At 62.0% G+C, this 12,426-nt stretch carries 16 protein-coding genes; 12 read left to right on the forward strand and 4 right to left on the reverse strand.

The features are described from left to right. Nucleotides 1-342: chromate transporter (locus FHD67_RS18890; RefSeq protein ID WP_139599679.1), on the forward strand; the 342-nt coding region annotated here is incomplete at its 5' end. A 45-nt stretch (nt 343-387) separates the two neighbouring features. Continuing rightward, nucleotides 388-1,149, forward strand: a complete 762-nt coding sequence (locus FHD67_RS18895) for a sulfurtransferase (RefSeq protein WP_139599680.1) — start codon at nt 388-390, stop codon at nt 1,147-1,149. Between the two features lie 447 nt (nt 1,150-1,596). Here FHD67_RS18895 and FHD67_RS18900 read toward each other — a convergent pair whose 3' ends face one another. Beyond that, nucleotides 1,597-2,052 (reverse strand): MerR family transcriptional regulator, encoded by a 456-nt coding sequence (locus tag FHD67_RS18900; RefSeq protein ID WP_139599681.1) that lies wholly within the window; start codon nt 2,050-2,052, stop codon nt 1,597-1,599. An 80-nt stretch (nt 2,053-2,132) separates the two neighbouring features. Here FHD67_RS18900 and FHD67_RS18905 point away from each other — a divergent pair, with 80 nt between their 5' ends. From FHD67_RS18905 to FHD67_RS18950, 10 genes are all read left to right on the forward strand, one after another. Next, nucleotides 2,133-4,355: a heavy metal translocating P-type ATPase gene (locus FHD67_RS18905; protein ID WP_139599682.1), complete on the forward strand. Its 2,223-nt coding sequence runs from the start codon at nt 2,133-2,135 to the stop codon at nt 4,353-4,355. 1 nt (nt 4,356) lies between these two features. Next, nucleotides 4,357-4,674 carry a hypothetical protein gene (locus tag FHD67_RS18910; RefSeq protein ID WP_139599683.1) on the forward strand — a complete coding sequence of 106 codons (318 nt, stop codon included), beginning with the start codon at nt 4,357-4,359 and terminating at the stop codon, nt 4,672-4,674. Nucleotides 4,675-4,680: 6 nt separating this feature from the next. Beyond that, on the forward strand, nt 4,681-4,971 hold the full coding sequence (locus FHD67_RS21255) for a methyltransferase family protein (protein WP_425467286.1): 291 nt from the start codon (nt 4,681-4,683) through the stop codon (nt 4,969-4,971). A 111-nt stretch (nt 4,972-5,082) separates the two neighbouring features. After that, the gene (locus FHD67_RS18920) at nt 5,083-5,475 is read left to right on the forward strand and encodes a disulfide bond formation protein B (protein WP_425467285.1); all 393 of its coding nucleotides are present in this window, start codon (nt 5,083-5,085) and stop codon (nt 5,473-5,475) included. After that, on the forward strand, nt 5,472-6,134 hold the full coding sequence (locus tag FHD67_RS18925) for a DsbA family protein (protein ID WP_139599686.1): 663 nt from the start codon (nt 5,472-5,474) through the stop codon (nt 6,132-6,134). The genes FHD67_RS18920 and FHD67_RS18925 overlap by 4 nt, the downstream gene beginning before the upstream one ends. Nucleotides 6,135-6,220: 86 nt before the next feature. Next, complete coding sequence (locus tag FHD67_RS18930; RefSeq protein ID WP_246071354.1) at nt 6,221-6,802, forward strand: SCO family protein; 582 nt, start codon at nt 6,221-6,223, stop codon at nt 6,800-6,802. A 1-nt stretch (nt 6,803) separates the two neighbouring features. Further along, nucleotides 6,804-7,283, forward strand: coding sequence for a copper chaperone PCu(A)C (locus tag FHD67_RS18935; RefSeq protein ID WP_139599687.1), 480 nt, complete (start codon nt 6,804-6,806; stop codon nt 7,281-7,283). Further along, on the forward strand, nt 7,265-7,891 hold the full coding sequence (locus FHD67_RS18940) for an SCO family protein (RefSeq protein WP_139599688.1): 627 nt from the start codon (nt 7,265-7,267) through the stop codon (nt 7,889-7,891). The genes FHD67_RS18935 and FHD67_RS18940 overlap by 19 nt, the downstream gene beginning before the upstream one ends. Nucleotides 7,892-7,894: 3 nt before the next feature. Continuing rightward, nucleotides 7,895-8,362, forward strand: a complete 468-nt coding sequence (locus tag FHD67_RS18945; protein WP_136856042.1) for a DUF411 domain-containing protein — start codon at nt 7,895-7,897, stop codon at nt 8,360-8,362. Between the two features lie 31 nt (nt 8,363-8,393). After that, entirely contained in the window at nt 8,394-8,933 is a 540-nt protein-coding gene (locus FHD67_RS18950) for a L,D-transpeptidase family protein (protein WP_139599689.1), read from the forward strand. Between the two features lie 497 nt (nt 8,934-9,430). On the opposite strand, the gene FHD67_RS18955 is transcribed toward FHD67_RS18950, so the two are convergent. The 3 genes from FHD67_RS18955 to FHD67_RS18965 all read right to left on the reverse strand — a co-directional run bounded on the left by FHD67_RS18955 (nt 9,431) and on the right by FHD67_RS18965 (nt 12,120). Next, nucleotides 9,431-10,213, reverse strand: a complete 783-nt coding sequence (locus FHD67_RS18955; RefSeq protein WP_246071355.1) for an AraC family transcriptional regulator — start codon at nt 10,211-10,213, stop codon at nt 9,431-9,433. 351 nt (nt 10,214-10,564) lie between these two features. Continuing rightward, entirely contained in the window at nt 10,565-10,990 is a 426-nt protein-coding gene (locus FHD67_RS18960) for a VOC family protein (RefSeq protein WP_139599690.1), read from the reverse strand. Nucleotides 10,991-11,181: 191 nt separating this feature from the next. Next, complete coding sequence (locus FHD67_RS18965; protein WP_246071356.1) at nt 11,182-12,120, reverse strand: IS30 family transposase; 939 nt, start codon at nt 12,118-12,120, stop codon at nt 11,182-11,184. Nucleotides 12,121-12,426 lie beyond the last annotated feature (306 nt).

The following is a 12,426-nucleotide window of genomic DNA, read 5'->3' on the forward strand; positions in this document are numbered from 1 at the left end:
CCCTGCTTCCTGTGGATCTTTCTGGGCGCGCCCTTCATCGAACGCCTGCGCGACAACCACGCGCTGACGGCGGCGCTAACCGCGGTGACAGCGGCGGTGGTGGGGGTGATCCTGAACCTGGCGCTGTGGTTCGGGCTGCATGTGCTGTTCGAACAGCTGCGCCCGGTGGCCGCGATGGGGCTGGATATGGACTTGCCGGTCTGGGGAACCTTGGATGTCGCCGCGCTGGCGCTGGTCATCGTCGCCATCCTGGCCGTGTTCCGCTTGAAGCTTGGCGCCGTCACTGTGCTGGCGATCTGTGCCTTCGCGGGACTGTTCCTGAGGCTGGTTGGAGTCGTCTGATGGCGCCTAGTCTGACACCGGACATTCTGAAAAGGACATGACCCCATGAGCAATTCGCCCATCGTTGCCGCGGCTCAACTGGCTGATCTGGGGCCTTTGCGTCTTCTTTACGTCCCCACAGCAGAGGAGCGACCCGCCGGTATGGCGGTCGTCCCGATCCACGACTGGATCGCCACGGCCAAGCAGAGTGATACGGGGCTTGATGATGTCGCATATTGGCAGGACCAGATCGGGAGATTGGGCCTGACGCAGGATGCCCTGACCGTGGTTTTAGACAACGGCGGCATGACCGAGGCTGCCCGCGTCTGGTTCATCCTTCAGTATTTTGGGCTGCCCGCTGCCGTGTTGAATGGCGGCCTACCGGAGTTGAGGACACTTCCCACTCAGGCGACGCCGGGCACCTCCGCGCCCGACCTGCGCCCCGGCGCGGGGGCAGTCGGCCTCATCGGACGGCAGGAGCTGAAGGTTGCCTTGCAATCAGTGCAGATTTTTGACGCCAGGACGGCAGCGGAGTTTGAAGGCGAAGATCTGAAGGGCAATAAACGCGGGGGGCATCTACCCGGCGCGGCGCATATCGATCATCGGGATTTTCTTGACGGACGTCATCTGCGTCCGGCGTCCGAGCTTGCGCAGATGTTGGCTGACGCGGAGGTGCGCAGCGGCGCTCCTGTTGTGACCCACTGCCAGGGCGGCGGGCGTGCAGCCTTGGCTGCGTTGGCAGCAGTCGCGGCGGGGCAGGAAGATGTCCGGGTCTATTACCTCAGCTTTGGGGACTGGGCCGCTGATGAGAGCTGTCCCTTGCAGTAGCTCCTCTGACGTGAGTTTCATCACATGAGGGACTGATGTCATTGCATAATGCTCTGCTTTCCCCAGAAGCATCCACGGAAATTGTGGATAATTTTGTGTGGTGTTCAATAGCCAACTGACGTGGCACTGACTTTTAATCTGACTTCGACCGGAGCCCGGTAATGGTTACGCCAGCTGGCGCGGATTTACCCATGCCTGCCTGCCGGTAGACGTGCGAGTGAAGGCAGTTATGTGCCGCAAAACGAACGGACCAAGGTGGCAGCCGAGAGGCAGCTTGGCGGACCTTTCTGCCGTTCGCTGCATCTGCATGGTTTCAAGCGAGGATCGTAGCCAAGCGTCTACAGAAGGCGTTTCGTTGTCTGGTAGCAACGCGGCGTGGCAATTGCAGTATTCAAGCAAAGCGGACATTCAAGGTCGCTTGCGATGAACGCTAATCCTCGCCGCATCTCAGCTTTCGTTGCTCGCAGGGCTAAAATGACTGTCTTCGCCGTGATGGGCATGCAGGCAATGCGCGTGATCACTCAGGACCTCGATGACCTTGCAGTCTGAGATTGTGCCTTGGGCGCATTGCGTCAGCATTCGCTCCAGTTCCTGCTGCAGGGCCTGCAGGCGAGTGATCCGGTCCCGGACAGCACCAAGCTGGCGCGTGGCAATGACATCGGCGGCAGCACATGACATGTCGGGCCGGTCGGATAGGCTGAGAAGCTCGCGGATATCATCAAGGGGAAAGCCAAGTTCGCGGGCATGGCGGATGAAGGCCAGCCGTTCCTGGGCGGCCAGATCGTAGAGCCGCTGGTTGCCCGCGCTGCGCTCCGCCTCCGGCAGCAACCCAATATCCTCGTAGTAACGGATGGTCGGCACCTTGACGCCGGTGGCCGCGCTCAACTTTCCGATGCTCAGCATGAAAAACCTCTTGAACCTCTAGTTGCTAGAGACCCTATCTGTCCGACTCGATGATGAAAAGACCTCGGGTGGGATGCAAAATGGCAAGTGAAACGACACAGCGGCGGGAATGGACCGTCACGGGCATGGACTGTGCCGCATGTACTACCAAGGTGGTGCGGGCCGTCGAGCGAATGCCCGGGGTCAGCGAGGTCAGGGTGGCACTGATGGCCGAGCGGCTGACGCTGGACCTGATGCCCGACAGCACCTCACCCGAGGCCATCGAGGGCGTCGTCCGAAAGCTGGGCTTCGGGATCGCTCCGAAAGGTCAGCAGGCGCCGCGCAAGAAGGCCTTTGTTCTGCCGGGTGCGGTGCCGACTGTGCCGGCAAGCGATGAACAGGCCGCCTCCGACCCGGCGGCACGCGAACATGCTGCAGCGCTGCCGGACAAGTCCTGGCACCAGACGGCAAAGGGCCGCTTGGTCATCCTGACCGGGACCTTGCTGGCCCTTGCCTGGACGGTGGAATTGCTGACTTCGTCCGAGGTCGGCTACTGGGCCTTTGTCGCGGCCTGCCTGATTGGCGTGGTGCCAATCGCAAAGCGGGCCTTCGAGGCCCTGCGGATGGGTCAGCCCTTCACGATCGAGGGGCTGATGACCATTGCCGCTGGCGGCGCCCTCCTGATTGGAGCTGCCGAGGAAGCGGCGCTGGTCGTCTTCCTGTTTGCCGTGGGCGAGGTCCTTGAAGGTGTCGCGGCCGGAAAGGCGCGCCAAGGCATCCGGGCCTTGGCCAACCTCGTGCCAAAGACTGCTTTACTGGAAGAAGCCGGTCAGACACGGACCGTGTCCGCCGACAGTCTGGAGATCGGACAGGCCGTTCTGGTCCGGCCCGGTGATCGTATTCCCGCTGATGGCGAGATCATCGAAGGCACCAGCGGCGTGGATGAAAGCCCGGTGACCGGCGAAAGCGTCCCGCGCAGCCGGGGCGTCGGTGATGCGGTCTTTGCTGGCTCGATCAACACCGAGGCGGTTCTGCGCCTGCGCGTCACCCGAGAGCCGAGCGACAACACCATCGCCCGTATCATCCGCCTTGTGGAGGAGGCCGAAGAAGCCCGGGCCCCTACGGAGCGCTTCATCGACCGCTTCTCGCGTATCTACATGCCGGCAATCATGGCGCTGTCAGCGCTAGTGATCGTGGTGCCCCCGCTGGCCTTCGGGCAGGACTGGACCACCTGGATCTATCGCGGATTGGCGCTTCTGCTTATCGGCTGTCCCTGCGCGCTGGTGATCTCGGTCCCGGCCTCGATCGCGTCGGCCCTTTCTGCCGGGGCGCGGCGCGGGCTGCTGATGAAGGGCGGCGCGGTGATCGAGGCGGCGGCAGGCGTGACGCATGTGGTCTTCGACAAGACCGGCACGCTGACCCAAGGCACGCCTATCGTGACCGATCTGGTCACCGCACCCGGCGTGGACGAGGCGGAACTGCTGTCCGTCGCCGCCGGTGTTGAGGCTGGCTCAAGCCACCCTCTGGCGCTGGCGATCCTGCGCCGGACGAAGGAGGCCGCGGTGAGCGTGCCGGACCCACGCGATGCCCGTGCGCTGCCAGGACGCGGGGCGGAAGCCATCGTGGACGGAGCCCCTGCCTGGGTCACGTCCCCCACGCATGCTGCTGAGATCGGGGGGATCGACGCGTCAACCTTGGTTGAGGTCGCGGCGTTGGAAAGCGCGGGCAAGACGGTCGTCGCCGTTTTCCGCTCGGGCCGCCCTTTGGGAGTGATCGCGATGCGGGATGAGCCGCGCAGCGATGCGGCGGCAGCCATCGGGCAACTGTCCGCGATGGGTCTCGGCTCCACCATGCTGACAGGCGACAATCCCCGCACCGCAGCCGCCATCGCCAAAGGTCTCAGGCTAGATTTCCGGGCCAGCATGATGCCTGAGGACAAGCTGACCGCCATCCGCGCGATGAATCGCGACGGTCGGGTAATGATGATCGGCGACGGCATCAACGACGCCCCCGCCCTGAAAGAGGCGCATGTCGGTATCGCGATGGGATCGGGCACCGACGTGGCGCTGGAAACGGCCGACGGTGCGATCCTGCGCGACCGCGTCACCGATGCACCCGCCCTCATTCGCCTGTCACGGGCGACGATGGGCAATATCCGACAGAACGTCACCTTGGCCCTTGGACTGAAGGCGGTCTTTCTGGTGACGACGGTCTTCGGCGTCACGGGTCTCTGGATCGCCATTCTGGCCGATACCGGCGCGACGGTGCTGGTGACCCTGAACGCATTGCGCCTGCTGGCATTCGATCCCACCAGGGAAAGCTGAGATGTTGGGACAGGCAGGCTGGATCAGCCTCGGCATCACGGTGACTTACCTCGCCTTCTTTGCCTGGGGCACGACAGAGGCCGCCCGCGCTGCCGGGCGGCCGGTCTGGCTCTTCGGGCAAGCGCGCGGTGTCGGGCGCCTCGCCGCTTTCGGGTTTCGCCTGGCCTTCGCCTTGGCGCTTCTCGGACCGCTCTTGTGGGTGGTTTTCCCGCCCGCGCACCAGCTCGACCCGTTTTGGACGGAAGGCGGGCATCGTGTGGTGGAAGCTGCGGGGGCTATGCTTGCAGCAGCAGGTGCGATGCTGGCTTTCGCCGCGTAGATGTCCATGGGGGCATCGTGGCGGGTTGGTGTCACTCAGGGCGATAGCGGCGCCCTGATCAGGCATGGCCTCTTCCGCCTCAGCCGCAACCCCACATTCGTGGGCCAGGGACTACTGCTGGCTGGCATGGCGTTCGCAATTCCGTCAGTGCCGACGCTTGTGGCGTTTCTTGTCTTCATCATCTCAGCCAGCGTGCAGGTTCGGACAGAGGAACGCATTCTGCTGTCTGCTCATGAGGCAGAATACCGCAGATGGAGCGCCGAGGTTCCGCGCTGGATCAGGCTGAGCCGTCCATGAGCACCTCACGACCTGCCTTCTCCCTCCACCGAGTTTGCCGGCATTTTTCTTTGATCCGCGAGAACGAGACGAAACATGCGTGATATATCTTCCCGCGCTGAGGCTGCCCTGATGCTGGCATTTCTGCTGGCCCTGACGGCGACCCTTGGTGCCCTGTTCATCGGTGAAGTCATGGGTCAGATGCCTTGCACCCTGTGCTGGTATCAGCGCATCGCCATGTTCCCCCTGACGGTCATCCTGGGCGTCGCCCTATGGCGGGGCGATGATGGGGGCCGTGCTTATGCCATGCCGCTTGTCATCATCGGGCTTGTCATCGCGATCTGGCATTCCGGCCTCTATCTGGGGCTGATCCCCGAGGCCATCACGCCCTGCACCGAAAACGGCCCGTCCTGCTCCGACAAGGCACAGATGTCGATCTTGGGCCTGCCTATCCCCTACCTCTCGGCTGCGGCCTTTTTGGCCATCGGCTTTTGCCTTCTGAACATGAAAGGATCTCGTCCATGAATCGTCGTGCCGTCCTGCTTGGAACCTCTGCTGCCGCCCTTGCCGTATTTGGCGGTGGTGCCTGGTATCTGAGTCAGCAGCAAGAGGCCGAGGCTCAGGCCGCCGCAGCCGCTGCAATGACCCAGAACCCCGAAGCCTTGATCCGGCCTTACTCACCCATTCTTGGGCCAGCGGAAGCACCGGTCACATTGGTCGAGTTCTTCGATCCTTCTTGTGAGGCCTGCCGAGCTTTTCACCCGATGATCGAGGATCTGCTCCAGCAATACCCTACTCAGTTGCGGGTCGTGCTGCGCTATACCCCTTTCCACGAAGGCTCGGACGAGGCGGTGCGCATTCTCGAAGCAGCGCGACGTCAGGATAAGTTCGAGTCGGTTCTGGATGCGCTGTTCGAAAAACAACCGGAATGGGCCATTCACGGTGCGCCCGATCTTGACCGTGCATGGCGTATCGCCGGTGCAGTAGGTCTGGATCTGGAAAAGGCACGGTCTGACCGGCTTCACCCCGATACGACGGCCATCCTGAACCAGGACATGGCAGACCTGCAGACAATGGGAGTCCGGGCCACACCGACGTTCTTCTTGGATGGCAAACCGCTGACCAATCTCAGCGCGGACGCCTTAAGTGCTGCCGTCAGCAGCGCGGTGGCTGGGCTCAGCTGACCTGACAAAGCCGTGAGACAAGCGGAAGGTGCTTGAACCTCATGTCGCTGGAGGTGCTAGGGCGGCTCAAAAGAGGAAACGTGTCTATGCTGAAGACAATCAGAATTGCCCTTTGGATGACTGTGCCGGTCGCCCTCATCGGCAGCGGCGTGATGCTGTGGCGGGCCGATCAGCAGGATCAGGCGGCTGCGTTCCAGCCCGAGTTCAGCCTGCCGGATGATAGCGGGGCCATCCGCACCGCCGAGGAGTTCGAGGGCAAGCATGTTCTGGTGTTCTTCGGGTTCACCAATTGCCCGGATATCTGTCCCACCACCATGTCGGAGGTCGCTCAGGTCATGGAGGATCTGGGACCAGATGCAGACGAGGTGCAGCCGCTGTTCATCTCCGTCGATCCGGTCCGCGACCGCGAAAGCGGCCTGAGCGAATATCTTGCCGCGTTTCATCCCAGCATTCTTGGACTTGCCGGCGACGAGGCGGCCACGCAGGCTGCTGTCGAGAGCTTCAAGGTTTTCGCCGATCAGGAAGACGACGCCACGCTGCCGGGGGGCTACACCATGTCGCACAGCTCCAGCCTGTTTTTGCTCGGACCTCGCGGTGACTGGCTGCGCCAATACACCTATGGAACACCTGCCGATGACATCACCGCTGATCTGAAGGAACGCCTGTAACATGCTGAAACTGATTGCCGCGACTTTGGGATTGGCTGCCTTTCTGCCCACCATGGCGCAGGCTGAATGCGCCGAAGCCTCTCAAGGCGACCTCACCGTCAGCGCTGCCTGGTCCCGTGCCACTATCGGCACAGCGCGTCCTGCGGTGTTCTATGTCACCATTCAGAACAACGGCAGCACCGAGGACCGCCTGATCGGGATCGAGACGCCTGTCGCTGGCATGCCCATGCTGCATGAGACCGTGATGTCGGACGGGGTGGCCAGCATGCCGCACGCAGATCAGATTTCTATCGCCGCAGGGGAAACCGTCAGCTTGGCACCGGGCAGCTATCACGGCATGCTCATGGACCTGAACGAGGCGCTGAAGGAAGGGGAGAGCTTCCCCATGACCCTTCAGTTCCAGAATGCCGGTGCCGTTACGATCGACACAGATGTGGTCTCCATCCGCGAACGGGAAGCCCCATGCGCCTCCGCGCCCTGATCCTTGGAGGCGGCGGACTGATACTCGTCCTGGGCACGATGCTCGGCGTCGGGGCATGGCGAAGCGGTGATCTGCCGTGGCAGCAAGAACAGGCGGCTATATCCGGCATACGCGCTGCCGATCTCGGCGCGATGTCATGGCAACTCACCAGCCATGAAGGCGAAACCGTCCGTCCCCAGGACTGGATTGGCACACCGAGCCTCGTCTTTTTCGGCTTCACCTGGTGCCCCGACGTCTGCCCGATGACGCTCCTGAACATCAGCGACTGGCTGGAGGATCTTGGCCCCGATGCCGACCGGCTTGCCGTTCATCTGTTCTCGGTCGATCCCGAACGCGACAGCCCTGCAGTGCTGGCCGACTATCTGGCGAATTTCGATCCGCGCATCACCGGCTTGACCGGCACGCCGGATGAGGTTGCCCATGCCGCGCAGGCGTTCGATGTGACCTACCGCCGCGTTCCGCGCGAGGATGGCGACTATACGGTGGACCATACAGCCGGCGTCTTTGTGTTTGGCACGGACGGGCGCCTGTCGAGCATCATCGACCTCCATGAAGACCCGCAATTCGCCGTGCCGAAAATCCGGCAGGCGCTGAACGACGAGGGATAGAGTATGACATCCATGACCCGACGCGCCTTGATATGCGCTGCTGCCGTAGCAGGCGCGTTGCCACGGCTCGCTGTCGCAAGGAGCACAGACCTGATCCATGTGGTCGAAGGCACCGGATGCGAGTGCTGCAAGCAGTGGACCCGCTACCTGCAGGACAACGGCTTCGAGGTGACCCACGAAGAGCGTTTCGGCGTGCTGCTCATGCAGCACAAGCTGGATCTTGGCGTTCCTGTCGAGGTCTCGTCCTGCCATACCGGCCTGATCGATGGCTATTTCCTGGAAGGGCATGTGCCAGCCGCCGACATCCGCAAGCTGCTCGCCGAGCGCCCTGACGCAAGGGGGCTTGCTGTCCCCGGAATGCCGTATGGCAGCCCCGGGATGGGACCAGAAAGCAAACGCGAGGCCTATGATGTTCTGTTGATCCGCAAGGATGGCAATGCCGAGGTCTTCACGCGCTATCCTGCTGCCTGAACATGCCATCATGCCTTGAAAGCTCGACCTCATGACCATCCTGAACCGCCGCCACGCCGCCTTGGGACTGATCGCGGCTCTTGCCGCCTGCGGAGGTTCTAAATCCGGCACCCGGACGGCCGATATCCCTCAGTTCAAGCGTTACTCTGGCCCTCCGGTGACCCAGGTAGTGGTTCAGAAGGGACAGCGCCGGATGCATCTGCTCACTGGTCAGACGGTCCTCAAATCCTATGATTTTGGGCTGGGCAATCAGCCGGTCGGCCACAAGCAGTTCGAGGGGGACGGAAAGACGCCCGAGGGGCAATATTTCGTGGACCGTTTCAACCCCCGCAGCCGGTATCATCTGTCCGTGGGCATCTCATACCCGAACGAGCGTGACAAAGCCTACGCGGCGCAATTCGGCCTCAATGCCGGCGGCGACATCATGTTTCACGGTCGCGGTCCCGAGGGTCGTATCCTCGCACCGAAGAACCGGGACTGGACTGCCGGCTGCATCGCTATGACAGACCAGGAGATAGAGGATGTCTATGCGATGCTGCAGCTCGGCACGCCAGTGATGATCTACGGCTGAACCCGGCCATCTGCCTCATAGGGCCGCCATGGGAAGTTCGAATGGCGGCTTATGGGAGAATGCGCGACAGTAAGGCTGGTTTCCTGACCGGAAGCCTTTCAACAAATCCTCTTGCTGCCACTGCATTCGCTGCAGCTATGGCGACCGTCCGCTGTGGGCTCTTCGCGTCGATGCTGCCTGGCAGTCGAGAGGCTGCTTTTCAGAGATATGGTGATCGCGGGCACCGCGATCGCTGATCGAGGAGACAGCCGCGCCTCCGCTTCGCTCTGGCACAGCTGACGATTTTTCATTTTATTTTCCGCCTGCCATCCGGCCGGCGATCCGAACACGGGCTCTGGTGCCGCTGCGCGTCAGCCTCCACGGAGAAATCCGGTTCCTCCCACGCGCAAGCGCGCGGGTCCCTCCCAATTTCACCGCTCCGGCCCCGTGTGTCAGATCACCGTCCGGCCGCAGGTCGGGCTGAGCCCACCCTGCTTTGCCCTTCGGATGACATGAGGTCATCCAAAGTGAAAAGCAGCGATGGCTTCGCCACTGGCGGAACAGGAAGGAGCGGGCGGAGATGTTGGACCACCTAAAAAGCAAAGCCGTGACGCAAACGGCATTTTTGCTTGGTGTTCACAGTGGGGCGGTAAGCCAGTGGCCCGCCGGAAGGCTTCAATCGTCTGCCGGCGCCGCAGCCCGGTGACCTCGCACAGGTCATCCAGCGAGACATCGTCTTCGGCGTGGCTGTCGAGGTAGTCGATCGCGTCCACAATTCGCCCCTGCTCCTGCTGCCGCGGAATGGATTGCTGAGGCGCAATTTCCCGCAGCAGTGTGCCCAGTAGCGTATCAAGCGCCACGTCCACTGACAGCTGTGCACCCGATGCGTGAAGGACAGTGTGAAGGTCGGCGAACCTCCGCGCCAAATCTGGTCGGGCATGGAAGGCCGCACCAAAATCGAGCGCTCCGGCTGGCGCGCGCCCCGTGATATCTTCCAGAAGCGCATTTATTCCCGCCTCTGGAATGTAGAGCATCCGCTGATGCCAGCCGTCTTCACATCCTGCGCCGCCGTGATGGATGTCACTAGGTCGCATGGTGACTACCGAACCGCATGATACCTGGTTCATCTCACCTCTGCACCAGACGGCATGCACACCACCACTAATCACCCCAAAGACGTATTCATCGTGGGCGTGGGGCTTGAACGTCTGTGTCAGGTAGCGCGCCGAGAGGGTTTCTATCCCATAGAGGCTCGGCCGGGACCGCAGGGAAACCGTTTCCTTGAAATCCTGCAGCTGCACTTGTTCCAAGACTGAATGCCTCGACCCGTTGAACGTCCGACGCTTAACGCCGGGGCGCTGCCGGGTCAAACTGGCAACAGTTGAGATGGGCTCTTCGCGTCGGTCGGCTTCATGGCAATAGGGGCTGCTATCAAACGCGCAGAGGAAGTTGTCTGCAACGCAGAAAACCTTGTTTTCACTTGCGGATTCAACTCGAAACGCGACACGGTCGCCGACTTAGCCTGACCCGGGCGGGCGGAGACATCCGCCATCGCAGCCCGTCCGGGTCAGGCGGGGATCCAGCGCCACTGACAGCGTGAACTGTAGTGTTGCCGCTGGCCTCAGGAGGGCCGGGGACTTCAATAGGGCAGCTCAATTCTCCAGCGGAAGCAGGTCCGGGTTCCAGACGATTTCCCAAAGGTGCCCGTCAGGGTCTCGGAAATAGCCAGCGTAGCCGCCGTAAAATGTGTCCTGTGCAGATTTGATCACTTCAGCACCTGCCCGCACCGCATCCTCTATGTACTGATCGACTTCTTCCGGTCGCGCTACATTATGCCCGATCGTTATGGCGGTCGGGCTAACCGGCTGTACTGGCAATCCAGTATCGTGGGCGATGTCGGCCTGCGACCAGAGGGCGAGCTTCAGCCCGCCGGACAGGTCAAAGAACGCCACCGCACCATGCTCGAACTCCTGTCCGATGATGCCCTCGGTGGGCATCCCAAGCCCATCACGGTAAAAGGAAAGCGAGCGTTCGAGGTCACTCACGCCAAGTGTTATAACGGAAATTCTCGGCTTCATGTCATACCCTACCTATCGGCTCCTGCACCGCGCAGACGCCTTGATAGTCTCGGGCCGCTTCCTCGCAACGGAAGGACCCGCAGGGTGCGGGGGCTGGGCCAACCTTCCCAAGCCTAACCTGTTTCAGACCGGTAAATGTTAGGCAGGATAACCTGTACCGTCAACGGCAGCGAACACTCGCAACTCAAACGCTATTGCAGGCCTGAGGCCTTCGCCAACTCCTCGCGGAAGACCTCGGCCGGCGTCCTGTAGCCAAGGCATTTGCGGGGCGTGGCGTTCATCCGCTGAGCCAAGCCCAGCAACTCTTTCTGCTGGATTGTCAGCAAGATCGTGTCGCGCGGAAGCCAGCGCCGGACGCGGCGGTTCGTGTTCTCAACTGTAGGCTTCTGCCAAGGCGCCTGTGGATCGCAGAACCAGGCCTGCGCCCCAAGCCCTTCCTCAAGCTCGCGCCACGACACAAACTCAAGGCCTCGGTCGAAAGTCAGGCTTTGACGGGCATGCCGGGGCAGGGGCGAGAGCAGGTTGATCAGGTTGTCCATGATTGGCCTGGACCGCCGATCGTTGTTGCGGAAGATCGCCGTGTAGCGGCTGACGCGCTCGACCACCGTGGCCAGATTGGCCGGCCCATGCTCCTTTCGGAAGATCATCAGGTCGGCCTCCCAATGGCCGAAGACCTGCCGGTCTTTGACGGCTTGAGGGCGGTTCCTGATCATGCAGCGCTCTGGGAAGACAAGGCTTCTCGGCTTGCGCGCGTAGCGCGCCTTGCGCTTGCGCCGCCGCTCGGGAAGATAACGGGCAAGCTCCTGTGCTCGGCCATCTGGAGAGTAGACGTAGCGGTAGATAGTCTCGTGGCAGACGCGCCGCCGCGCGCGCTCATGCCGCATGCGCCCGGCAATCTGCTGCGGAGACCAGCCGGCCTCCAGTGCTGCGATCACGCCGCCCCGTAAGTCATCATCCTGCAGGAGCTTAGCCTGCCTCTTGCGACGGTCGTCGGCCAGGTGCTGAGCGTTCATGTGCCAGTAGCCCGTCGCCATCGGCACCTCCGGATCGCGCCAGAAGTTGCGCCCGATCTCGCGGTGGATCGTCGAGCGGTGCCGGCCGAGTTGCACCGCAATCTGCGCCACGCTGATCTTGCGCTACAGCATGCCCGCAATGATGCGGCGCTCGGAGAGGGTGAGATGCGATGCCAAGTTGAATTCCTCGATCCGCGAAAGCCCAGCAAATCATGGCTTGTCGCGTTTCAGGATAGAACCCACCGCTTCTACATCAAAATGCCTAGTAACCATAATTATGCATCGATGGGCGGGGATCAGTTGAAGTTTGTAGGGCTGTGGCCCGCGGGCCAGCTTACAGCAAACCCTAGGGTCAGGACCCATTGATCCTGCGCGTTCGGCATGATTCAGGCTCCTCAAGGAGACCTGATCGATGAGCAACCT

Source organism: Paracoccus haeundaensis (assembly GCF_006239215.1).
Classification (GTDB): Bacteria; Pseudomonadota; Alphaproteobacteria; order Rhodobacterales; family Rhodobacteraceae; genus Paracoccus; species Paracoccus marcusii.